15 protein-coding genes and 1 pseudogene are annotated in these 21,577 nt (G+C 69.1%); 4 read left to right on the top strand and 12 right to left on the bottom strand.

Going from position 1 to position 21,577, the window contains the following annotated elements; genetic code table 11:
• The 5 genes from ACJ8AN_RS10035 to ACJ8AN_RS10015 form a co-directional block, all read right to left on the bottom strand.
• Positions 1–504 (bottom strand): type IV pilin protein, encoded by a 504-nt coding sequence (locus ACJ8AN_RS10035; protein WP_407755058.1) that lies wholly within the window; start codon positions 502–504, stop codon positions 1–3.
• Positions 505–548: 44 nt separating this feature from the next.
• On the bottom strand, positions 549–1,478 hold the full coding sequence (locus ACJ8AN_RS10030; protein ID WP_407755057.1) for a hypothetical protein: 930 nt from the start codon (positions 1,476–1,478) through the stop codon (positions 549–551).
• Positions 1,479–1,675: 197 nt separating this feature from the next.
• Positions 1,676–3,838 carry a polyphosphate kinase 1 gene (ppk1, locus tag ACJ8AN_RS10025; protein ID WP_407755056.1) on the bottom strand — a complete coding sequence of 721 codons (2,163 nt, stop codon included), beginning with the start codon at positions 3,836–3,838 and terminating at the stop codon, positions 1,676–1,678.
• 18 nt (positions 3,839–3,856) lie between these two features.
• Positions 3,857–4,024: a hypothetical protein gene (locus tag ACJ8AN_RS10020; protein ID WP_407755055.1), complete on the bottom strand. Its 168-nt coding sequence runs from the start codon at positions 4,022–4,024 to the stop codon at positions 3,857–3,859.
• A gap of 108 nt (positions 4,025–4,132) precedes the next feature.
• Entirely contained in the window at positions 4,133–4,663 is a 531-nt protein-coding gene (locus ACJ8AN_RS10015) for a hypothetical protein (protein ID WP_407755054.1), read from the bottom strand.
• A 237-nt stretch (positions 4,664–4,900) separates the two neighbouring features.
• On the opposite strand from ACJ8AN_RS10015, the gene ACJ8AN_RS10010 reads away from it, so the two are divergent.
• Positions 4,901–5,941 (top strand): NAD-dependent epimerase/dehydratase family protein, encoded by a 1,041-nt coding sequence (locus ACJ8AN_RS10010; RefSeq protein ID WP_407755053.1) that lies wholly within the window; start codon positions 4,901–4,903, stop codon positions 5,939–5,941.
• Here ACJ8AN_RS10010 and ACJ8AN_RS10005 read toward each other — a convergent pair.
• Entirely contained in the window at positions 5,910–7,337 is a 1,428-nt protein-coding gene (locus ACJ8AN_RS10005; protein WP_407755052.1) for a hypothetical protein, read from the bottom strand. The two genes, ACJ8AN_RS10010 and ACJ8AN_RS10005, sit on opposite strands and share 32 nt — an antisense overlap.
• Before the next feature lie 249 nt (positions 7,338–7,586).
• On the opposite strand from ACJ8AN_RS10005, the gene ACJ8AN_RS10000 reads away from it, so the two are divergent.
• Positions 7,587–8,855, top strand: coding sequence for an amidohydrolase family protein (locus ACJ8AN_RS10000; protein ID WP_407755051.1), 1,269 nt, complete (start codon positions 7,587–7,589; stop codon positions 8,853–8,855).
• Between the two features lie 212 nt (positions 8,856–9,067).
• Here ACJ8AN_RS10000 and ACJ8AN_RS09995 read toward each other — a convergent pair whose 3' ends face one another.
• The 3 genes from ACJ8AN_RS09995 to ACJ8AN_RS09985 form a co-directional block, all read right to left on the bottom strand.
• The gene (locus tag ACJ8AN_RS09995) at positions 9,068–9,439 is read right to left on the bottom strand and encodes a DoxX family protein (protein WP_407755050.1); all 372 of its coding nucleotides are present in this window, start codon (positions 9,437–9,439) and stop codon (positions 9,068–9,070) included.
• Positions 9,440–9,957: 518 nt separating this feature from the next.
• On the bottom strand, positions 9,958–10,365 hold the full coding sequence (locus ACJ8AN_RS09990) for a hypothetical protein (RefSeq protein ID WP_407755049.1): 408 nt from the start codon (positions 10,363–10,365) through the stop codon (positions 9,958–9,960).
• A 262-nt stretch (positions 10,366–10,627) separates the two neighbouring features.
• Positions 10,628–11,437, bottom strand: coding sequence for a hypothetical protein (locus ACJ8AN_RS09985; RefSeq protein WP_407755048.1), 810 nt, complete (start codon positions 11,435–11,437; stop codon positions 10,628–10,630).
• A 234-nt stretch (positions 11,438–11,671) separates the two neighbouring features.
• Here ACJ8AN_RS09985 and ACJ8AN_RS09980 point away from each other — a divergent pair, with 234 nt between their 5' ends.
• Together ACJ8AN_RS09980 and ACJ8AN_RS09975 are read left to right on the top strand one after the other, a co-directional pair.
• Complete coding sequence (locus tag ACJ8AN_RS09980; protein ID WP_407755047.1) at positions 11,672–14,932, top strand: kelch repeat-containing protein; 3,261 nt, start codon at positions 11,672–11,674, stop codon at positions 14,930–14,932.
• 67 nt (positions 14,933–14,999) lie between these two features.
• Entirely contained in the window at positions 15,000–18,209 is a 3,210-nt protein-coding gene (locus ACJ8AN_RS09975; RefSeq protein WP_407755046.1) for a kelch repeat-containing protein, read from the top strand.
• A gap of 160 nt (positions 18,210–18,369) precedes the next feature.
• Here ACJ8AN_RS09975 and ACJ8AN_RS09970 read toward each other — a convergent pair.
• From ACJ8AN_RS09970 to ACJ8AN_RS09960, 3 genes and pseudogenes are all read right to left on the bottom strand, one after another.
• Positions 18,370–18,501 (bottom strand): annotated as a pseudogene (locus ACJ8AN_RS09970) (transposase zinc-binding domain-containing protein); the annotation flags it as partial.
• 189 nt (positions 18,502–18,690) lie between these two features.
• Complete coding sequence (locus ACJ8AN_RS09965) at positions 18,691–19,902, bottom strand: tyrosine-type recombinase/integrase (RefSeq protein WP_407755045.1); 1,212 nt, start codon at positions 19,900–19,902, stop codon at positions 18,691–18,693.
• Positions 19,899–20,072, bottom strand: a complete 174-nt coding sequence (locus ACJ8AN_RS09960; protein ID WP_407755044.1) for a helix-turn-helix domain-containing protein — start codon at positions 20,070–20,072, stop codon at positions 19,899–19,901. The genes ACJ8AN_RS09965 and ACJ8AN_RS09960 overlap by 4 nt, the downstream gene beginning before the upstream one ends.
• Positions 20,073–21,577: the final 1,505 nt, after the last annotated feature.

The raw sequence follows: 21,577 nt of genomic DNA, 5'->3' as shown, positions 1-21,577 counted from the left end.
CTAGAACCAGCCGCCGTACACGGTCTCACTGTACCGCTGCCAGATGCCTCCCTGGAGCTTGAGCGTGATGGACTTGAAGCTCACCATCCCGTCGCGATCGAGGTCGGCCTGGGCCGTCACGACGAGCGTGTCGGGCGCGGTGCTGGTGACGTCGTAGCGGAAGTAGACGTGGCCATCCGGCGCCCAGCCCAGGTCCGCCCAGTGCCCGACCGTCATGTCGAAGGGCTTCTTGCTGCCGTCCGGAGCGGAGTTCGGATTGCGCGGCAGGTCCACCGTCGCCCCGCCCGGCAGCTGCCCGTTGTGCGAGGAGGAGTAGTCATTGATCATCCGCACGAGCGAGTTGAGCATCGTCTCGCGCTCGGCCTGCTTGGTGCGCAGCAGGACGTTCTGGAACTCGGGCAGGGCCACCGTGGCCAGCAGGCCGATGATGCAGACGACGATCATCAGCTCGATGAGGGTGAAGCCCTGTGGCACGCGGCCGGGGTGAAGCTTTCGGTTCGTCATGACGTGTTCCCTTGGAGTGGGCGGGAGAGGCGGGAGCGCGTGGCTCACGGAGTGGTGTTGCCGGCGGTGGCCGGGGGTTTGGCGGCGGGCGAGGGCGTGAGGAGGTAGTTGCCCGGGCCCAGCTCCTTGAGCTGCATCCCCTTGGCCTCCTGCTGCTTGAGCCACGCCTGCAGCTCCGGAGAGGCCGAGCCGACGAGCATCGAGCGCACCACGAGGGCGCCGCTGGCCGTGTCGGGCAGGATGACGGTGTTGGCGGGAGCACCCGGATAGGCGGGGGGCTGAGGCGGACCCTGCGTCGTGTTGAAGAAGTGGTAGGCGCCCGCCGCGACCACCGCCAGGCCCAGGGTGGCGTAGAGCCAGATCGGCTTGCGGGCCTTGCCCTGCTTCTGCGGATCCGTCTCCTCCGCCTGGAACGTCACCTTGCCGGTGGCGGCGGGCTTCTTCGGCGCCGCGTGGACGGGGTGCACGGGGGCGGCGGGCTGGTTCGAGGCCGCCTTCACGTTGCTGGAGAAGTCGACGGCCTCCTGGGTCAGCGTCTCCCAGGTGCGATCAATGGCGAGCCCCAGGTCCGGCGAGGCCGGAGTCGCCGCGCGCAGGGCCTCCAGCGTCCGGTCCACCTCGGCCAGCAGCGCGTTGAGCGCCCCCTCGTCCACCTTGCCTCCGCCGCTCAGCAGCAGATCCTGCGCCGCCGCCAGACGCCAGCGCACCGCGACCGCATCGCGCAGGGCGTCCGCCAGACCGTCGTCCTGGAGCGCCTCGCGCTCGGGCAGGGTGAGCTTCTCCTGGAGCTTGCGGGCGCTCGGCAGCGACACCACCAGCGTCCGCTGGCCTCGCAGCACCTCCAGTGCCTGCGTCTGGTTGGGCACGTTGCCGGGCCACATCGCCGGCTGCTCCAGCTTCTTGGGGCCGTGCGCCGCGACGGCGGGCGCGCTCTCATCGGTCTGGGGGTGTTGCGTTTCCTGATCGGTTGCCATGGGCCCACGCGGGTGGATGGACCCCCATCTTCCGATCTGTCCGGGGGCCAATACAATCGCCCGCCCACCTGCTTCCAGGCTCGCTGGGATGCCGGGGAACCCGGGGACTCATCCGGCTGCATGATTGTAGCTGCAACAAAAGGCCGGGAGGGGGGCCCCCGAAAAGTGAAGGGGGGGCGGAAGGGGCGGGCGCCGCGTCAGGGCAGGGGCCGTCCGGAGGAGGCCTGGGCCATGCGCACGGCGCGCTCCATCAACTCGCCCTGGACCCAGCGCTTCTCGTTCCCCAGAGGCCGGCGCCGCCAGGTGCCCTCCGCCTCGAGCACCCAGGCGTGGGTGTTGTCGGAGAGGCACCGGTCGAGCAGGTCCTTGATTTGAGCGATGAGCGCGGGCTCGCCCACGGGCGTGAGGGCCTCCACGCGGTGGTCCAGGTTGCGGGGCATGAGGTCCGCCGAGCCGATGTAGCAGCGCGTCTCGCCGCCGCGCTCGAAGAGGTAGATGCGCGAGTGCTCCAGGAAGCGGCCGAGCGTGGAGACGACGTGGATGTTCTCCGAGACGCCGGGGACGTGGGGGCGCAGGCAGCAGATGCCGCGCACGTTGAGCTCCACCTTCACGCCGGCGCGCGAGGCGTCGTAGAGGGCGCGGATCATCGCCGGGTCCACCAGCGCGTTCATCTTCATCTGGATGCGTGCGGGGTGCTCGGCCGAGTGCGCGCTGATGGTGCGGCGGATCTCCTGGAGCAGGCCCTCGCGCATGTTGATGGGGGCCACCAGCAGCTTGCGGAAGGTTTTGGGGCGGGCGAAGCCGGTGAGGAAGTTGAAGAGGTCCGCCACGTCCGCGCCGATCTCCGGATCCGTGGTGAAGAGGCCGAGGTCCGTGTAGAGCCGGGCCGTCTTCGAGTTGTAGTTGCCGGTGCCCACGTGGACGTAGTGGCGCACGCGCTCGCCCTCGCGCCGGACGATGAGGATGGCCTTGGCGTGCGTCTTCAGGCCGGGGATGCCGTAGACGACGTGCACCCCCGCTTCTTCGAGCGCGAGCGCCCACTGGATGTTGGTGCGCTCGTCGAAGCGGGCCTTGAGCTCCACCATGCACACGGCCTGCTTGCCGCGCTCGGTGGCGCGGATGAGCGCGGGCACCAGCGGCGACTTGTCCGAGGTGCGGTACACGGTCTGCTTGATGGCGAGCACGTCGGGGTCTTCCACCGCCTCGGTGACGAAGCGCTCCACCGAGGTGGAGAAGGACTCGTAGGGGTGGTGGACGAGCAGGTCTCCCCGGCGCATGGCCGACATCACCGTGCTGATTTCCCCGCTGTCGCTCTCGGCCTTGAGGCGCGGCTGGGTGACGGGCGTCCAGGGAGGATCCCTCAGCTCGGCGAAGCCCGGCGTGCCCACGATGGACATGAGGTCCGTCAGGTCCAGCAGGCCCTGCTCCTCGTAGAGCTGGCGGGGCTCCAGGGCGAGCGCCTCCATGAGGGGCTCGAGCATCTTGGGGCTCATCCCCGCCTGCACCTCCAGACGGATGACGTCGCCGAAGCGGCGCTGGCGCAGCTCCGTCTGCACGGCCACCAGCAGGTCCTCGGCGTCCTCGGAGACGGTGAAGTCCGCGTCGCGGGTGACGCGGAACAGCCCCCGGTCGAGCACCTCCATGCCGGGGAAGAGGGCCTCCAGGTGGTGGGCGATGATCTCCTCGAGCGGCACGAAGGACGTGCCGCCCTTGAGCGGGACGAAGCGCGGCAGCAGCTCCTTGGGCACCTTCACCCGCGCCACGTTCTCCGTCTCCGTCACCGGATCTCTGAGCAGCACCGCCAGGCTGAGCGAGAGGTTGGAGATGTACGGGAAGTGCCGCCCCAGGCCGATGGCCAGCGGGGTGAGCACGGGGAAGATCTGCTCGCGGAAGCGCTGGTCCACCAGGGCGCGCTGCTCGGCGTCGAGCTCCTTCATGGAGAGGATGCGCAGGCCCTTCTCCGCGAGCATGGGACGCAGCTGGCGCCCGAAGCACTCGCCGTGACGGCGGCCCTGCTCGAGGATGTGCGCGTGCAGCTTGTCGAGCGTGTCGCCCGGGGTGGCGCCATCCGGCACCAGCCGCGCCACGCGGCCGCGCACCTGCTCGTGCAGCCGCGCCACGCGAATCATGAAGAACTCATCCAGGTTGCGCGCGTAGATGGCGCAGAACTTCACGCGCTCCATCAACGGCACCGACGTGTCCTCGGCCAGCTGGAGCACCCGGTTGTTGAAGGCCAGCCAGGACAGCTCCCGGTTGAAGAAGAGGTCGCTGTCCGGCACGTCCATGCCGGGCGGCATCACATCCCGCTCGGCCGGCTTCTGGGGGGTGCCGCGGTTGGAAGACGCGCGCTTGTTGGCCATCTGGGTTCAGCACTGGGTTCAGCGATTGCCCTTCGAATTGACGGGCTCCCCGGACTTGGAGTGCCCCTTCTTCGAATCCGAGCGGCTGATCTTGGGCACCTTGTTACGCCCCTTGCGCGAGCGGTCCGTTGCCTTCGAGGCCTCGGCCATCAGCTTCTTCGCCTTGGTTCCGCGAACTCCTGCCATGTCGGTCACCTCCGTTCCCCAGGAAGGTGGGTACTGGACAGGCGGCGGGCATTGGCCCCCGGTAGCCCGCGCGCAGAGCGCACGCAGGCAGGGCAGGCGTGCGAGGGACTAGGAGGCGAACCCGGCGGCGTAGTAGCCCGTCTCGTGGTGCTGCCGCATCGGCATGGGCGGCTTGCCGCGGCGCTCCACGTTGAAATAGCCGGGGACGCGCTCCTCGATGAGCCGGGCCAGGCACTCGGCGTGTTCCTGGACGGGCAGCACGCACAGATCGAACCGGTTGCCGGGCTCGTCCCGCCGGACCACGGCCCAGCCATTGAGGGACAGCGGCTCGTCCATGTCCGCCCGCCAGAGGACGCGGTTGATGGACATGTCCAGGTGCGCGAGCGCGTGCTCGACCTCCAGGTGCTCCATCCACATCACGCCCTCGCGCGCCTGGGCGGTGCGCGGCAGATCGATCACCAGCTCCAGGCCGCAGTCGCACTGGAAGCCCCAGCGGAAGCGGGGCCCGAGCCCATCGCCCTCGTCATGCACGAGCGCCGGTCCCAGCCGGTGCTCGAGCTCTGCCCGGGAAACCTTCAGGGTGCAGGCGCGTTGCGACTGGCTCCAGAGGTCTGGACGATTGGCGGGCAGCGGCTTCATGGGGCGTTCTCCTGTGCGTGGGGGAGAAATATGTAGTGCTCGTGCGCGATACCGCTAGGCGCGACGGTGTGCATCGTTCAGTTCAGCAAACGTGACTCAGTTGCATGCACGACGCTTCGGCTCTCCAGGCGGGCGTCCGCCGGAGCGCGCCGGCTTCCGTCACGAATCCCGGGGCCTCGTCTCGACCCGACTGGCCTCGCGTTCGGGGCCCTGTTCATGACTCGGGAGAAGTGCCTCATGCAGACCGACCTACACGCGCATCGCATCCTCGTCACCGGAGCCTCGGGCTTCATGGGCTCCTGGCTGGCCGAGCACCTCGTGCAACGGGGCGCGTCCGTCGTGAACCTGCTCTCACAGTGGGAGCCGCGGGGGCGCTTCGTCCGGAGCGGGATCATCCATCAGGTCGAGAACGTCGTCGGCGGTGTCGAGGACTATTCCCTGCTCGAGCGGCTCCTCGCGGAGCGCGGGGTGGATACGGTGTTCCACCTCGCGGCCATCTCCCTGGAGGGGCGCGCCTTCGAGGCTCCGCACCTGGCGCTCGAGGTCAACGTCCGGGGCACCTACAACATCCTGGAGGCGTGCCGGAAGAACGCGGACACCGTGCGGCGCGTCATCGTGGCCTCGAGCGACAAGGCCTACGGCGACAGCCCCGTGCTGCCCTACACCGAGGATCTGCCCCTGCGCGGCCGGCATCCCTATGACGTCTCGAAGTCGTGCGCGGACCTCATCGCCCATGCCTACGCGCACAGCTACGGCCTGCCGGTGACGATCGGCCGGTTCGGCAACATCTACGGCGGGGGAGACCTCAACTGGAGCCGGCTCATCCCCAATACCCTCCGCCGGTTGCTGGCAGGTGAGCCCCCGCTCGTCCGAGTCCCCGCCCGGGGCGACTTCATGCGCGACTTCCTCTACGTCCGCGACGCGGTGGGGGCCTACATGGCGATGTTCCACGGGCTCGATGCCGGAGTGGCCCAGGGACAGGCGTTCAACTTCGCGATGGGGGGAAGCTGGACGGTCCTCCAGGTCGTGAGGATGCTCCAGCGGCTCCTGCTCCGAGAGGATCTCGAGCCGCACGTCATCCCGGCCGCGCATGGGGAGATCTTCCACCAGCAGGTCTCAGCCCAGAAGGCGCGGCGGCTCCTCGGTTGGGCGCCGCATTACTCGCTGGAGGAAGGACTGGAGGAGACCGCCGCGTGGTACCGCCAGTACCTCGACGGCACCGATTCTCACGAGGCTCGAGCGCCGCTCAGGACAGAAGCGGCAGCAGCCATGGGATGAGCGGCAGGGCGCTGAACAGGTAGCAGGCGGAGAGCAGCGTGCCGGAGAGGCGCCGGAGTCCGGGGTCCCGGGGCCAGCGCAGCAGGGCCGAGGGGAGGAGCAGCATCGGGCATCCGAGCAGGACCCAGAGCAGCGCGGGCACGGCATGGGGGACGTGGAGGCGCTCGAGGTGCTCGAAGAGGTTGAGCGGATCATCGCGCTGGCCCGAGCGGGTGAGGCCCACGTAACACCCATCGGGGGTCAGCAGCGTGAGGCCCCGGCGCAGGGGAACGAGGAAGCCCGAGGCGAGCCGGGTGCAGGGCGCCTCGAGGCGCGCGACGGCGGCCGGTGCGCCGGTGTCTCCCTCCACGCGCAGCGTGCCATCCGCCGCGGCGGCCGTGTGCCAACGCTGGTCCTCCCATTCGTGCACGGCGCCTCGGCCCTGCTCCAGCAGTGAGCGCGAGAGGGGCACGAGCCGGGAGCCCTCGGCCAGCGCGGGAGCGGGCAATGGGCGCCGACCGGAAGGCGGTGGCTCCAAGGGGAGGATGGTGCCATCGGGTTCGAGCCGATAGCGGGGCGGCAGGTTGGGGGGACGCAGGCGTCCGGCCACGCGCAGGTCGAGCCCGGCCAGCAATTCGATGGACCGGCCTTCCGCCTCACCGATGCCGCTCTCCCGCACCTCGCGCAGGGTGCCACCGTCCTCGACGAGGAAGCGCCAGCCGGCCTGGGCCGCGCGGTAGGCCACGCGCACGGCGCAGTCCTGGAGGAACAGGCACATCTCCTCGCGGGTGACGGTGACGGGGAACTCCGTGTCGCCCACCCGCACCAGCACCGCGTCCGCCGCCTCCGCGTGGGTGTCCTCGCCGCGCGCGGGCGCGAGCGCCACCTCCAACTGGCGGCCCGACCAGCCCAGGCCCAGCAATCGGCTTCCAGCCCCCCCGGGGAGGCGCTCGGGAGGCACCTGCCAGCCCTCGTCGTTCGCCACGCCCGCCACGAGCACCTCGGCCACTCCGCCCGAGTGCGGAGGGCTGCTCGCCCGGTACACGAGGCCCACGGTGCCGCCCGAGCCTGGAAGCAGGCCCTCAACGCGCTCGAGCGGCAACCGCTCGGGCAGAGGGGCCACGAGGCGGGCTTCACCCCGTGCTGGTTCGAGCAGGGCGATCGCACCGCCCGGCAGATCGGGCGCGGCGGGGCAGGGGAGCCAGACGCGGTTCTGCTGGACGAGCAGGGGGAAGCGCGTGTCCTGGCCGCAGGTGCTCGGCGCGGAGGCGAGGGCCCGCCCGGTTGCATCCCTCCAGTGCAGCTGGCGCGCACCGGTGGGGTGCCGCGGCCAGAGCGCCACGAAGCCGAGCGCCGCCGCCCAGAGCAGGCAGGCGGCGCCCAGGAGCAGCCAGGAGAGGATGCGAAGGAAAGGCACCAGCCCGAGGACGCCCGAGCCGGGGGATCTCTTCCCGGGTGTGCTGGAGCGTGGCCTCGAGCACGCGTGCGCATAGGCGGAATAAAGGCCGTGTGGAGGCTGCAGCCTCCTCTGGCGCTTGCCTTCCCGAGACAGGACGGGGACCGTGCGGTGGCTCAGCACCTCGCGCCCAGGAGCCACTCCTTGCCCTCCCCTTCCCGGCGACTCTTCACGACTGTCATTGGCACCGTCCTGCTGTGGAGCCTTCCCATGCCGTCATGGGCCCAGGCTCCCGCCTCCCCGGAGCCCACGCGCATCGCCCTGCGCGCCGCGCGGCTCTTCGATGGGAAGAGTGACAGGGTCCTGGCGGATGCGGTCATGCTCATCGAAGGCTCGCGCATCCAGGCCGTGGGCACCGGCCTCTCCATCCCCTCGGGGACACGGGTCATCGACCTGGGCGACGTCACCCTGCTGCCTGGGCTGATCGACGCGCACTCGCACCTGCTGCTGGAGGTCGACGCGGAGAGCGGCGGCGACAGCCTGCTCTCCACCGTCGCCCAGAGGAGTACCGCCGAGCGCGCGCTCCTGGGCGCGAAGCTGGGCCACGAAATGCTCGAGGCGGGCGTCACCACGGTGCGCGACCTCGGCAACTCCGGGCTCAACGGGGACGTGGCGCTGCGCGACGCCATCCAGCGTGGCTGGGTGCAGGGCCCGCGCATCTCCGCCTGCACCCGCGCGCTCGCTCCACAGGGCGGGCAGTTCCCCACGCTCCAACCGCCAGCTCAGGCCCTCATCGAGCAGGAGTACGTCACCATCTCCGGCGTGGAGGAGGCCCGGCGCGCCGTACGGCAGGCCATCTCCGACGGCGCGGACTGCATCAAGGTCATCGTCGACAACGGGCACAACCTCCTCTCGCTGGAGGAGCTGAAGGTCATCGTCGAGGAGGCCCACCGCAGGAAGCGCCCGGTGGCGGCGCACACCACCACCGACGAGAGCATTCGCATCGCGGTCCAGGCGGGCGTCGACTCCGTCGAGCACGCGTACTCCCTCCCCGATGACGTGCTGGCGCCCATGGCCCGCAAGCGCATCTTCATGGTGCCTACCGAGGGCTCGATGGACGCGTGCGACTCGTTCGATGCGAAGGAGCGCTGCAGGAAGCTCATCGCCAAGGCCCATGACCACCTCCGTCGCGCGGTGACGGCGGGCGTTCGGCTTGCCGCGGGCTCGGACATGTACGTCGTGATGCCAGGGCTGACGCGAGGACAGGCCAGCGTGAAGTCGTTCAGCGCCTATGCCGAGGCCGGCCTCGAGCCCGTGGACGTCCTGCGCGCGGCGACAGTGAACGCGGCGGAGCTGCTCCGCATGCAGGACCAGATTGGCTCGCTCGAGCCGAACAAGCTCGCGGACCTGCTCGCGGTGGAGGGCGACCCGCTGAAGGACATCGGGGCGCTGAAGCAAGTGCGGTTCGTGATGAAGGACGGACAGGTGGTCCTGGACGCCCGGAGTCAGAAAGAGCGAGTGGATGAATCGACACGCTGAGCGGCTCGGGTGATAGCCGCGGGCTGCGCTTGAGGCGCTTGGGCCGGGTATGCGGGTGCTGCCGACTTCCAACGCATCCGCGCCTTGGCTGCGAAACACCTCGCCAACGGCGACGGCCAAGCAAGCATGCCGCACGCAAACGGCTCGGCCCGCAGGAACCGGCCTCCGTCAGGCGTCCGGACATTCGGACGCCGCCGGACGAGGTCGGCCGTTCAGAAGATCGGCTTCAGGACCATCCGGCCGTACGCGATGAACGCCATGAGGAGGCCCAGCACGCCGCTCAAGATGATGGGCGGGATCTCGCGGTATTTGACGTGCACCCAGATGAACACGAGGCTCTCGAGCGCCAGGACCGTGGCGGCCACCACCGTGAGCGCCGGCTGCCAGTGGAAGGCAGCGGGGACGATCAGCCCGACCATGCAGACGAGTTCGAGGATGCCGAGGGCCCTCCAGGCTTCCCGCGGCAACGCACCAAAGGACGGGACCCCCTCGCTTACCTTGTCGAACATGAAGACCTTCATGACGCCCGACGCTCCGTACAGGAGCGCGGCGAGGACCTGCAGGACCCACAGCAGGATGTTCATCGTGTGCCTCCTCCCGGTTTCCGCGTCGGCGCGCGCAGGGCGGTTTCTCCCCGCGCGATCCACGTTCTGAGCCCAGCGACCTTCTTCGTGGACGGGCCCGTGACATACAGCCGAACGATAGAGAAATGGAGGCCCATTGGCGGGGTGCGGCCCAGGGCCCAGCGGGGAAGGAGTGCTGCTGCCGGGTGCCACCCGAGCCGTTGGCCGGGCCCGTGTCCCGGCCCTACAGCCGCTATAGGCACACGTGTGCCCAGCCCGGTGAAGAGCAGAGGTTGCCCGCCGCCTCGAGTCAAACCCACTCCTAACGAGGAGGCGCGGATCGCCTTGGGGGACCAGATCGGTTCTTGTTGGACCAGATTTGGACCAAAACCCGTTCCTCGCCCCCGACTGGCCGGGCGGCCTGGACTCCTTCGGCATCCTCACCGCGCTGGTGGGTGAGGATGCCGAGCGGCTCGCCCGCCTGGACGCGGCGGGTGCTGCGACTCAAGGACCGGATGGGCCTGTTGGACGGGCGCTGACTACTCGCACACGTTCACGGTGGAGAAGGTGGCCTGCACGGTCGTCTCGTACTGATCGACACGGAACTGGGTGCGCAGGTCGCGGTCGATCTGGAGGACCTGGAGGGCCTCGGCGCGGGCCGTTTCCACATCCGTGGAGTTGATGCGGATGAAGGGCGGCCACTTGGCGCACGGCGTGATGGACGTCACGGTCCAGGTGGGCCGGGCGGCGATGGCGGCAGCCAGCCGGTCCGCGCACTCCTGGTAGGTCGCGCCCGTCACGGAGACGCCGCCCAGCTGGGAGTTGTACCAGGCCGAGCCGCCGTAGACCTCGCCCGTGGTCGTGCCCGGGCCATAGGGATTGGGCCGGGCGGCGGCGGAGAAGGCGGCGAGGGCGAACGTGGCGGCGGCGATCACGGGAAGGCGCATGGTGGGCTCCAGGGGGGTAGCGAGATGCCATGGGTCTTGTGCAAGGGATGCACCAAGGGACCGTCCGCCCTAGCCCCGCCCATGCGGGTTGCCGCCGGAGCATCTCGCCGGAGCGTCCCGTCCCCGTCTTCCCGGAGCCGCGGGCCCCTGCCTCCCTGGAAAATCACGCCCCGTGGCCTGTGGCCTCAGAGGCAACACCGGGCCCTCCCGCGCGTGCCCCCGCGGCCACAGGTGCTCGTCGACCGAGACGACGAGCACCACGTCAGGGCAGCAGTCTCGCCACAACCCCACGCCACAGCACCTCGGCGAGCACGTCCAGTCCTCGCGAGGTGTCGAGCCGCTTCTGCGCCGTCTTGCCCACCTGCGCGAGCGACTCCCCACTGCTCACGAACGGCGGGAGCGGCCGGCGGCCCAGCCGCACCAGTCGCTCGTCGTAGAAGGCCCCGGGCGCCTTCTCCTTCAGCAGCCGTGCCAGCGCCACCATGTTGGCCATCCGCGTCGGCTGCATCGCCGCCCCCAGGCACGAGAAGTCCAGCTCCCGCTCGCGCAGCGCGATGCGCTGGCCGCCTCGCCCGTACACGAAGAGGACCTGCTCGGTCTCCTCCTGCTGCGAGCGCTCCGTTCGCTCCACCGTGCGCGTGGTCTTCAGCCCCTGGCTGGCGAGCGTCATGACCAGCGAGGCCTTCTTCGACTCGTGCACCGTCTCCGTCTCGGAGCGCACCGAGCTGGAGCCTCGCAGGATGGCGCCCACCTCGCTCCAGGGCAGCTCCACGGCGGCTCCCGTGCGCGGCTGGAAGGTGGCCCCCATGGGTCCGAGCGTGAAGGTGCGGGCCACGGTGCGCTCGGCGTCGGAAGGCACCGCCGCGTCCACCGCGAGCACCTCCAGCCCCGCCTGACGCAGTGCCTCCACGAGCGCCTCCGCTCGCTCGGGAGGCAGACTCGCGAGGAGCATGGGCGCCTCGGTCACCAGTCGCATGCGCGCCTCGGCAGGGGTGAGGCCGGTGGCGGCCCCAAACGCGTCCACCGCGCTCTCCAGGTTGGCGGCTGCATGCACGGTCGCGACGAGCTTCATGCCTCCACGCTACCGCACCCGCCACGCCGGGGCACGGCGAGCTCACTGGCAGGCCGCTGACATGGACCCCCTCCAATGAGAACGCCCCTCCCCGGAGTCAACCGGAGAGGAGGCCCACGGCGGATGCATCTGGGTGGAGAGCACCCCCGGGCGGGCTCCACCTTCCGCTTCACCTTGCCAGTGGCCTCGTCGGAAGCGGGGATGCCATAATTCCCCCTCTCCGCAGGGGGCTTCATGACACGGCATTCTCCCCGCCTGGCGCTGGCGCTGGCGCTGGCGCTGCTCACGGGCTGTTCGTCTTCTTCCTCCACCGGCTCGGTCCAGCTCGCCGTCTCCGTCCCCCAGGCGCTCTCCTCCGTCTCCCGCGTCACCGTCACCGTCAGCGCCCCTGACTTCTCTCCCCGCTCCGTGGACCTCGCCTCCTCCAACGGCGTCTGGGAGGGCATCCTGGAGAACCTCCCCGCGGGCCCGGATCGCTCCTTCGTTGCCCAGGCCTTCGATGCCTCGGGCACCCTGCGCCTCGAGGGCGCTGTCTCTGGCGTCACCCTCACCGCGGACACGACGGCCCTCGTCGCCCTCACCCTGCATGAAGTCACCCCCGTGCCTCCCTTCCTCAACGAGGCGCCCATCATCGACTCGCTCGTCGTCTCCTCCACCTCCGTGGCCGCCGGGGGCACCGTCACCCTGACAGCCTCCGTGCATGACCCCGATGCGGAGGACACCCTGTCCCTGAGCTGGTCCTCCCCCGAGGGCGCCTTCTCCTCGGCCACGGCGGCCTCCACCTCCTGGACGGCCCCGGCCACGGTGGGGCTGCAGACCCTGACCTTCACTGCCACGGACTCCCGGGGCCTGTCCTCCAGCGCGTCCCTCACCCTCAACGTCACGCCTGGCGCCGCGCGCAGCCGCGCCCGCATCTCCCTCTCCTTCAACACCGCGCCCCGGGTGACGCTGCTGAGCGCCGCGCCGACGCAGCTGGCCGTGGGACAGGCCACCGCCGTCTCCGCCTCCGCCTCGGATGCGGAGGGCGATGCGCTCTCCTACGCGTGGGCTGCCTCGTGCGCCGGCTCCTGGAGCGGGGCCTCCTCGCCCTCCGCGCGCTTCACCCCCAGCGCGCTCCCCACGAGTGCTTGCAACAACTGCAACCTCACCGTCTCCGTGACGGATGGACGTGGAGGCGAGGCCACCGGCACCGTGGCCCTGTGCGTCCGGAGTGTCCCCAGCCCCACGCACTTCAACCCTGTCATCACCTCCGCCTTCCGCTCCTCGGACACGGCGACGGCAGCCCAGGTGCTCACCTTCGAGGTGGTGGCCTATGACCCCGAGGGCTCGGCGCTCTCCTTCGCGTGGACGGCCAGCAATGGCACGCTGGGCACCCCGGTGGAGGACAACGCCCGCAGCCGCATCTCCTGGACGGCCCCCGCCTGTACCTCCACCCCCGCCTCCCCGCTCATCACCGTCACCGTCACCAATGCCTTTGGCCTGACGGCCAGCAAGAGCTTCCCGGTGACGGGCCCGGACGCCTGTGCGCGGGCATGGGTCTCCGCGGGCGCCATGGCCCAGGGGCGCACCCTTCACACGGCGACGCTGCTGGCCGATGGCAAGGTGCTCGTCGCGGGAGGAGAAGACGTCTCCGGCTTGCTGGCGACGGCGGAGGTGTACGACCCCGCGACGGGCACGTGGAGCCCCACGGGCTCCATGGCTCGGGCTCGCTTCTGGCATACGGCGACCCTGCTGCCCAATGGCAAGGTGCTCGTCACGGGTGGCTACGATGAGAGCGCGGAGCTGTATGACCCGGGCACGGGCACGTGGAGCGCCGCGAGCCCCATGAGCGAGACGCGCATCGGGCACACGGCGACCCTGCTGACCGACGGCAAGGTGCTCGTCGCGGGGGGGACTGGAAACAGTGGCACTTCCCTCACCGCGGAGGTGTATGACCCGGTCACGGACACCTGGAGCCTCACGGGCCCCATGGCCGCGGCTCGCGTCTGGCTTCAAGCGGCGCGACTGCCCGATGGCAGGGTGCTCGTCATGGGGGGCGCCGGAGCCGGCGCTCTCCTGGCGACGGCGGAGGTGTATGACCCGGGCACGGGCACCTGGAGCGCCACGGGCTCCATGGCCGCGCCTCGCTACTGGCACACGGCCACGCTGCTGGCCAATGGCAAGGTGCTCGTCGCGGGAGGATCCGACGACACGACGGCGGAGGTGTATGACCCGGGCACGGGCACCTGGAGCGTCACGGCGCCCCTGTGCCTGTCCCGTGAAATGCACCAGGCGGTCGCGCTGCCGGATGGCAGGGTGCTCATCATGGGTGGGTTTCATGGAGGGCGCGGTTGGCTGTCCATGGCGGAGACCTACAATCCCGTCTCGGGCACCTGGACCAATGTGACGGCCATGGCCTCGGTGCGTTACTTCTTCGCGGCGACGCTGCTGGCCAGCGGCAAGGTGCTCGTGACGGGGGGCCAAGGGGACGGTGGCATCCTGGCCTCGGCGGAGCTCTTCACACCCGAAGCGCCTTCCGTGGGCTGGAACCGGACGGGGAGCCTGGCCGAGGCCCGCTTCCAGCACACGGCGACGCTGCTGCCGGGCGGCAAGGTGCTCGTGACGGGGGGCCAGGGGAGAAGCGGTTTCCTCGCGACAGCGGAGGTGTATGAGCCCGCGACAGGCACGTGGAGCGCCACGGGCTCCATGGCCACGTCTCGCTTCCTGCACACGGCGACGCTGCTGCCGGGCGGCAAGGTGCTCGTCACCGGAGGAGTCGGAGGCACCGGGACCCCCGAGCTCCTCGCGACGGCGGAGGTGTATGACCCGGACACGGGGACCTGGAGTGCCACGGGCTCCATGACCGAGGCGCGTGTCAACCTCACGGCGACGCTGCTGGCCAATGGCAAGGTGCTCGTCACGGGAAACGGCTCGACGGCGGCGGAGGTGTATGACCCGGCCACGGGCACGTGGAGCCTCACGGGCTCCATGACCGAGCCGCATTCCGCCCCCACGGCGACGCTGTTGGCCAATGGCAAGGTGCTCGTCACGGGAAACGGCTCGACGGCGGCGGAGGTGTATGACCCGGGCACGGGCACGTGGAGCGTCACGGGCGCCATGGCCGTGACTCGCTCCGAGCACAGGGCCACGCGGCTGCCGGATGGCAGGGTGCTCGTCACCGGAGGGGACGGAAGTCTCACGTCCCCCTCGAGCGCGGAGGTGTATGACCCGGGCACGGGGACCTGGAGCTTCACGGGCCCCATGCTCAACATGGGCGGGTTTCACACGGCGACGCTGCTGCCGGGCGGCAGGGTGCTCGTCGCGGGGGGTGGCAGCACCTTGGGGGCAACGCAGGAGTATGACCCGGTCTCCAACTCCTGGACGCTGACGGGTTACCTGCTCCAGGACCGCGTGCTTCACACGGCGACGCTGCTGCCCGATGGCCAGGTGCTCGTCGCAGGGGGGCTGTTCACCATGCCTGAAGCGACGGCGGAGCTCTACGCGTCCCGGCCCTGAACCCTTGCCGGTGGCCTCACTGGGGGCGGAGGTGTCATCATCCGCCCTCTCCGCAGGGGGCTCCCTCATGTCATGGCATTTTCCCCGCCTGGTGTTGGCGCTGGCACTGCTCGCGGGCTGTGTGTCTTCTTCCACCACCGGCTCGGTCCAGCTCGCCGTCTCCGTCCCCCAGGCGCTCTCCTCCTCCGTCTCCCGCGTCACCGTCACCGCCAGCGCCTCCGACTTCTCCCCCGTCGCCGTGGACCTCGTGGCCTCCCATGGCGTCTGGGAGGGCATCCTGGAGAACCTCCCCGCGGGCCCGGACCGCTCCTTCGCCGCCCAGGCCTTCGATGCCTCGGGCACCCTGCGCTTCGAGGGCGCTGTCTCCGGCGTTACCCTCACCGCGGACACGACGGCCCTCGTCGCCATCACCCTGCATGAAGTCACCCCCGTGCCTCCCTTGCTCAACGAGGCACCTGTCATCGACTCGCTCGTGGCCTCCTCCACCTCCGTGGCCGCCGGAGGCACGCTCTCGCTGATGGCCACCGTGCATGACCCCGATGCGGAGGACAGCCTCTCACTGGCCTGGACCTCCACGGCGGGCAGCTTCGCCTCGGCCACGGCGGCCTCCACCTCCTGGACGGCCCCGGCCACGGTGGGGCTGCAGACCCTGACCTTCACCGCCACGGACTCCCGGGGCCTGTCCTCCAGCGCGTCCCTCACCGTCAACGTCACGCCTGGCGCCGCGCGCAGCCGCGCCCGCATCTCCGTCTCCTTCAACACCGCTCCCCAGGTAACGGGGATGAGTGCCGCGCCCACCCAGCTGGCCGTGGGACAGGCCACGGCCGTGTCTGTCTCGGCCTCGGACGCGGAGGGGGATGGGCTCTCCTATGCCTGGTCCTCCTCGTGCGCCGGCTCCTGGAGCGGGGCCTCGTCTCCCTCCGCGCGCTTCACCCCCAGCGCGCTGCCCGCGAGTGCTTGTAACAACTGCCGCCTCACCGTCTCCGTGACGGATGGGCATGGAGGCGAGGCCACCGGCACCGTGGCCCTGTGCGTCCGCAATGTCTCCAGCCCCAGCCACTTCCCTCCCTTCATCACCTCCGCCTTCCGCTCCTCGGACACGGCGACGGCCTCCCAGGTGCTCACCCTCGAGGTGGTGGCGAGCGACCCCGAGGGCTCGGCGCTCTCCTTCGCGTGGACGGCCAGCACGGGCACGCTGGGCACCCCGGTGGAGGACACCTCCCGCAGCCGTGTCACCTGGAGGGCCCCGTCCTGTGCCTCCACGCCCCCTGTCATCACCGCCACCGTCACCAATGCCTTTGGCCTGACGGCCAGCAAGAGCTTCCCGGTGACGGGCCTGGAGGCGTGTGGCCCGGCGTGGGTCTCCGCGGGCACCCTGTCCCAGGCTCGCAACAGTCACACGGCGACGCTGCTGCCCAACGGCAAGGTGCTCATCGCCGGAGGGGACGACCCGTACACGCCCTTCGCGACGGCGGAGGTGTACGACCCGGGCACGGGCACCTGGAGCCCCACGGGCTCCATGACCGAGGCGCGCAGCAGGCACACGGCGACGCTGCTGCCCAACGGCAAGGTGCTCGTCACGGGAGGCACTGGGCGCAGCGGCCCTCTCGCGACGGCGGAGGTGTATGACCCCGCCACGGGCACGTGGAGCCCCACGCGCTCCATGGCCGGGCCCCTCTCCGCGCACACCGCCACGCTGCTGCCGGGCGGCAAGGTGCTCGTCGCGGGAGCCGTCACGGCGGAGGTGTATGACTCCACCACGGGCACGTGGAGCGCCACGGGCTCCATGACGGTGGTTGCCTCCGCACACACCGCCACGCTGCTACCCGGCGGCAAGGTGCTCGTCACGGGAAACGGCTCGATAGCGGCGGAGGTGTACGACCCGGGCACGGGCACGTGGAGCGCCACGGGCTCCATGGCCGAGCCGCGCGTCGGGCACTCGGCGACGCTGCTGGCCAATGGCAAGGTGCTCGTCGCCGGGGGCAATGCCTACGAGGCTCCCGCGCTGCTCGCCGAGGTGTATGACCCCGCGACGGGCACGTGGAGTGCCGCGGGCGGCATTTCCGAGTTCCGCAGCTCCCACCCGGCCGTCCTGCTGCCCGATGGGCGGGTGCTCGTTCCCGGGGGATACAATTACAGACGCGGCGGCGTGCCGACGGGCAACCTCTATGACCCCGCCTCGGGCACCTGGACCTCCGCAACCCGCATGGCCGCGAGCCGGTACCGGCACACGGCGACGCTGCTGCCGGGCGGCAAGGTGCTCGTCGTGGGGGGCGAGTGGGACAGCCCCGCCACCGCGGAGCTGTTCACGCCGGAAGCGCCCTTCGTGGGCTGGAACCTGACAGGGAGCCTGTCCCGGACTCGCTACTTCCACACGGCGACGTCGCTGCCGGGCGGCAAGGTGCTCGTCGCGGGGGGCTACAGTGGTGGCGCCACCGAGACCGCCGAGGTGTATGACCCGGGCACAGGCACCTGGAGCCTCACGGGCTCCATGCTCCACCCGCGTGGCTACCACACGGCGACGCTGCTGGCCGACGGCCGGGTGCTCGTCGCGGGGGGAGACGGGATTGATGGCACCCTCGCGGAGGTGTACGACCCGGGCACAGGCACCTGGAGTGCCACGGGCGCCATGGCCGAGTCGCGCGTCGGGCACACGGCGACGCTGCTGCCCGACGGCAAGGTGCTCGTCACGGGGGGCGATCAACGTGGCGGCATGCTCGCGACAGCGGAGGTGTATGACCCGGTGACGGGCACGTGGAGCGCCACGGGGACCATGGCCGTGCCTCGCTTCGAGCACGGGGCGACGCTGCTGCCCAATGGCACGGTGCTCGTCATCGGAGGCCGCGGCGATGCCGCCACGAGCGCGGAGCTGTATGACCCGGGCACGGGCACCTGGAGCCTTGCGGCGGCCATGCCTGGCGCGGGGAACACGGCGACGTTGCTGCTCGACGGCCGGGTGCTCGTCACGGGAGGCATCCCGGCGGAGGTGTATGACCCGGGCACGGGCACGTGGAGCTCCGCGGGAACCATGGCCCAGCCGCTGGCGCACGAAACGGCGACGCTGCTGCCCAACGGCCGGGTGCTCGTCATGGGGGGAAGCTCCTCGTCGGAGGAGTATGACCCGGTCTCCAACTCCTGGAGCCTGACGGGGTACACGTGCGCGGACCACTGGTTCAACACGGCGACGCTGCTGCCCGACGGCCGGGTGCTCGCCGTGGGAGGGCCGCGGGAGGTGACGGGCGGGCCCGTGGCGGAGCTCTACACGCCCCGGCCCTGAACGGAAACGACGCGCCGCTTGCCCGGAGAAATTCCCCGCGGGGGGGTGGCGCCAACCCCTCGAAGTGCACGCCGCCCTCTCTCGGCACGAAGACGCCATCCGGCACCAGCGAGTGGAAGTGCGGAGTCCCCTGCAAGGCCGAACCGAAGAACTGGATGAAGGACACGTGCACGGCCGTTACATGCGCGCGCTTCGCGTTGCAGGAGGGGCACACCCCTCGACCCTTGCACGAGAAGGCGACGAGAAGCTCGTCCTTGCAACTCTCGCAGCGCACCCGCGCGAAGCCGTGCGCCCCCACCAGCCCCTTCCCAGCCACACCTCGCCAGGGCACATGCTACCGCCAGGCTCCCACGAGACTCCGCCAGGCCCACGCTGGGAGTGCCAGGCGGCGGGTTCGATTCCCGCCGCCTCCACACTCAGAAGCTCAGTAATCCCGAGGGGTTACTGGGCTTTTTCTTTGCCCTCGTTTCCGCATGTGCCCTCAGTGTGCCCCTTCGGCGCTTCTGGCCGGAGCGGCTTGGAGCTGGGGCACAGGAAGGTCGAGCTGCTGCACGGCGCTCGCCCGTACCTCGGGGGACAGGTGCGCATAGCGCTCTGTCATCTCGATGGTCGCGTGTCCCATCAGCTCCTGGATCGCCTTGAGCGGCACGCCACGCATCGCGAGGTGGCTCCCGTAGGTGTGCCGCAGGTCGTGCCACCCAATGCGGCCCTGCTCGCGGCAGATGTCCGCCTCGCGAAGAGCGCGCTCCAGAGGGCCCTTCATGGTGCCGTTCGTGTGCGGCTGCCCGTCCGCCTGACAGAACACGTAGGGACCGCGCAGGTGCCTGTGAGCCCTGAGCGCTTCCACTGCCGAGCCGGGCAGATCGACCGTCCGCTCGCGCCCGCCCTTGGGAAGCCCCGTCACCCCGCGCCAGATGGTACGCCGGACGTGCAGCTTGCCGCGCTGCAAGTCCACGTCGCCCCACTGGAGCCCGATCAGCTCGCCTTGCCGTAGTCCCGTCTTGAGCGCCACGAGCACGACCGCGCGCCAGTCAGGGGCCGCAGCGGCGACCACCCGCTCGGCTTCCTCAAAGCTGAGAAAGTCAAACGCCGCCTTCGCAGTCTTGAAGAGCTTGACGCGCGGAACGTGCGTGATGATGCCGTGCTCCTGTGCGAGCGACAGCATCTTGCGGAGCACCGTTAGCGCATTGTTGATGGTCTTGAGGCTCAAAAGCGCGGGCTGGATGTCCTTACGCTTGCGAAGGGCTGCCCGCGTGGGGGCATCCTTCCGGGCGCGGGCTCCCGACGTCTTCTTGCGCATAGCCGCTTTGAAATCCTCGATCTCAGCCAGACCGACGGAGTCCAACGGCATACGACCAAGAGCCGGAATGACGTGCTGATCGAGGATTTGGCGCTTGGATACAACGCTTGAATATTTGTTGTTGTTCTCGCTGTACGTGAGGAAGCGCGGGACAAACTCTTCAACGGTAGGCATTTGCCCCGCCTCGCTCTGCTTTTCCTTTCCGAAGGAACCCGTGAGGAGTGCGTGCCGAATCTGACGCTCGTATTCCTCAGCGCCCCGGCGAGTGTTGATAGGCGATGCCTTGCGCACGCGCTCAACCCTCCCGCTCGGGTGCTGATACTTGACGTCGATCCACCACGCTTCCTGCACCTTGCCCTCCTTCGTCTTCCACTTCCGCAGTCTGACGCTCATGGCTTTTTTCCAAGCGCGGGACTGCTGTTACCCGGCGTCCAGGATAGCAGAACGCTCCGGCGAAGTCGGACAGATCGACCAAGGTGGACCGCCCCCGGCACCTCGCCGCGCCGGATCGACTCATAGAGCGTTTTCCGGTTCACGCGCAGGAGAACGGCGGCTTCGTCCACGGTCAGGAATTCAGGCGCACTGGAATCAGACCCTGGGGGCGTGGGCAGGCGCGGGGCTGGCGACAGGATGGGCTTTTCCACAACTCCTAAATGGGTGCGGATTCTTGACGTGGCTCAGGCAGGCAGCGGCAGCGGGACGGCGGGTGTCAACCGTCAAGCGTCAATTGGGCTGTTCCAACAATCCTATAGCCCTATACCTCATATATTCCTATATCCTACATGAGCTTTTTCTATAGGAGTTTATAGATTCAAGGCTTGACGGCTTGACAGCGTGACACCTTGCCGGGTCTGGGGGCTTGGTGCCTTGAACGGCAGGCAGCCTCGCCGGGGAAAAGTGGCTCACGTCATGCGTCTTTGAGCTGGTTTTCTAAACCTCCATAGCCTTCTACCTCATATATGTATATATTCTCCTATACTACACGACCTTTTTCGTATGGGGTTTATAGATTCAGGTCTTGGCGGCTTGACCGCGTGCCAGTGCTAGCGTTTCCCTCCGGGTGCCGCGCATGGAAGGACGCCCCCCCGGCAAGCTTTTCCGATGCGGGGCCGCTCTCAACCTTGCTCGGAGGTCGTACACGCTCAGAAAATTTCCAAAAAAACTCGCGGGCCCTCTGGCGATCTGTTCACGGCGGAGCCTGAATCCTGAATGCATTCACCGTGAGCCGCCCGCGTCCCATCCCGTTTTGAGTTTTAAGGGGTGGATCGCTGCTTTTCGACCATTTCTAGGCGAAACCGCCGACTAGGCGAAACTGCCCCCATAACCGGCTGGCTCCTGCTGCGTCGGCTGTGAGCAGAGCAGGCACACGTCGGCACGCTCCACGGTCCCCGAGGTGCCGCTGCCCGCCCTTGGCACCGCACTCGCCCGAGCGTCGGCTGCCGCGCTCCTGGAGCCCCTCCACAGGCCCGCCGTGCTGTCTCTCGCGTCTGGTGGCTCCAATGAATGGAGGTACTTGGTCATGAAGCCAGAGGAGGTCTACGCAGTATTAGAAAGGATCGGCGCTACTCGCCTCCACCACGCGAACTCAGTGACGACGAGCTGCACCTTTTTGGAGCAGGGTGGCCTAGTGTCACGCAAATTCGCCGAGCATTACAATCTCCCACAGACGCCGCAGCCTATGTCAGATGAACTCGACAAGAAGTTCCAAATCTGGCACTGCCTCTTCCTCGATCATGTTGACATCCACAGACAAGGAGGTCGAAAGAAAGGACCAAATAAATATGGTCCGGTCCTCTTCATCTTCGAACTCAACTTGCTCTTGAATCTGCCTCAGGGAACCGAGGTCTTCGTGACCAAGTCAAATCCAATACACTGGTGGCAGGGTCAAGCCAATAGCGATCGATGGTTTCAGAGCCACCACTTTCAAGGTCATGTGAAGGGTGCTACCCTAGCGGTCAGGTGGGAAGGTGAAAGCCCACCTGGGCGGAGGTGGGTCCAGGAAATCGGACGACCCAGGCGAATTCCTCGCGCCCCATCGCGGAGGAACAAACGTGGCCTTGAAGGAAAT

It is taken from the genome of Archangium sp. (assembly GCF_045802675.1).
Classification (GTDB): domain Bacteria; phylum Myxococcota; class Myxococcia; order Myxococcales; family Myxococcaceae; genus Archangium.
Note: the sequence above shows the minus strand (reverse complement) of the source record. Positions and strands in the feature narration are given on the sequence as shown.

Coding starts and splice junctions, on each gene's coding strand:
- ACJ8AN_RS10035 (WP_407755058.1), bottom strand. CDS start 504: ATGACGAACCGAAAGCTTCACCCCGGCCGCGTGCCACAGGGCTTCACC.
- ACJ8AN_RS10030 (WP_407755057.1), bottom strand. CDS start 1,478: ATGGCAACCGATCAGGAAACGCAACACCCCCAGACCGATGAGAGCGCG.
- ppk1 (WP_407755056.1), bottom strand. CDS start 3,838: ATGGCCAACAAGCGCGCGTCTTCCAACCGCGGCACCCCCCAGAAGCCG.
- ACJ8AN_RS10020 (WP_407755055.1), bottom strand. CDS start 4,024: ATGGCAGGAGTTCGCGGAACCAAGGCGAAGAAGCTGATGGCCGAGGCC.
- ACJ8AN_RS10015 (WP_407755054.1), bottom strand. CDS start 4,663: ATGAAGCCGCTGCCCGCCAATCGTCCAGACCTCTGGAGCCAGTCGCAA.
- ACJ8AN_RS10010 (WP_407755053.1), top strand. CDS start 4,901: ATGCAGACCGACCTACACGCGCATCGCATCCTCGTCACCGGAGCCTCG.
- ACJ8AN_RS10000 (WP_407755051.1), top strand. CDS start 7,587: ATGCCGTCATGGGCCCAGGCTCCCGCCTCCCCGGAGCCCACGCGCATC.
- ACJ8AN_RS09995 (WP_407755050.1), bottom strand. CDS start 9,439: ATGAACATCCTGCTGTGGGTCCTGCAGGTCCTCGCCGCGCTCCTGTAC.
- ACJ8AN_RS09990 (WP_407755049.1), bottom strand. CDS start 10,365: ATGCGCCTTCCCGTGATCGCCGCCGCCACGTTCGCCCTCGCCGCCTTC.
- ACJ8AN_RS09985 (WP_407755048.1), bottom strand. CDS start 11,437: ATGAAGCTCGTCGCGACCGTGCATGCAGCCGCCAACCTGGAGAGCGCG.
- ACJ8AN_RS09980 (WP_407755047.1), top strand. CDS start 11,672: ATGACACGGCATTCTCCCCGCCTGGCGCTGGCGCTGGCGCTGGCGCTG.
- ACJ8AN_RS09975 (WP_407755046.1), top strand. CDS start 15,000: ATGTCATGGCATTTTCCCCGCCTGGTGTTGGCGCTGGCACTGCTCGCG.
- ACJ8AN_RS09965 (WP_407755045.1), bottom strand. CDS start 19,902: ATGAGCGTCAGACTGCGGAAGTGGAAGACGAAGGAGGGCAAGGTGCAG.